Genomic DNA, 955 nt, shown 5'->3' on the forward strand with positions numbered 1-955 from the left:
AGGTGTAGATCAGCAGACGGTTACCTAGGAAGAGAGTGATTCGTTTATTTAAAAAATATTGTCTACATTAATAAATGGAATTAAGAGAGTCTAAGTATGAGAATAAGCACACAAAAGGTAATAATCTCACTGTTAGTTTTTTTCTCATCAATTATTCAATATTCTGAGGCCTGTGAGTTAAAAATAAGGATAATGCATTACCCCCCTATTGCGATTAAGCAGCTAGATAATACTTGGCAAGGCATGGATAAAGATTATAGCCAACTATTACTGAAACACATAAAATGCTCTGCTAATTATATTGAAATGCCCTTTTCTCGCGGTTTAAGAATGCTTGAATTAGGCCAGATCGATATGATGTTAAATATGACAAAAACAGCTCAAAGAGAAGCGCTTTATTATTTTATTGGACCATATCGACAAGAAACTTTATCGTTAATCACACATAAATCTATTCCAGATATAAAAAATTGGCAACAACTGATTAATATATCAGGATTTATCGCTATACAAAGAGGTGTATATTATGGAAAGCAATTTAATAATTTATTAGAAAAAAATAAAAAGTTTGCTGAGAAATTAATTCATGTGGCAGAAAATCAAGCAAGGATAGGTTTAGTAATCAAAGAGCGTGCTATTGGTTTTTTTGAAGAGACTAGCTATTTAAACTACCAAATCAAAAATAACCCTCAATTTACTGATATGAAAGTCCACAATATAATAATTCAAACATCTCCAGTTCATATGGCAATAAGTAAAAAGACATTTGATTTACACCAAGCTCAAAAGCTTCAAAAATCATTAGAGTTTTTAAAATCACAAAATGAATTAATTAACATTGAATTTAAGTATCAAAACTCAGTCATGAAAAATAACAAAAGCACCTTATAAATTTAAGACGCTTTTTATTAATTTTTGATACTGAGGTTAGAAGATTAAAAACTAAATTGTGCCA

General features: G+C 29.5%; 1 protein-coding gene. It reads left to right on the plus strand.

From position 1 onward, the window contains the following. The first annotated feature begins 192 nt into the window (after positions 1 to 192). On the plus strand, positions 193 to 891 hold the full coding sequence (locus CJF42_RS26190) for a substrate-binding periplasmic protein (RefSeq protein ID WP_170940793.1): 699 nt from the start codon (positions 193 to 195) through the stop codon (positions 889 to 891). Positions 892 to 955: the final 64 nt, after the last annotated feature.

Source organism: Pseudoalteromonas sp. NBT06-2 (genome assembly GCF_002276045.1).
Classification (GTDB): Bacteria; Pseudomonadota; Gammaproteobacteria; order Enterobacterales; family Alteromonadaceae; genus Pseudoalteromonas.

What these genes read in the sequence shown, in the direction of transcription:
- CJF42_RS26190 (WP_170940793.1), top strand. Translation starts at nt 193, where the DNA reads ATGCATTACCCCCCTATTGCGATTAAGCAGCTAGATAATACTTGGCAA.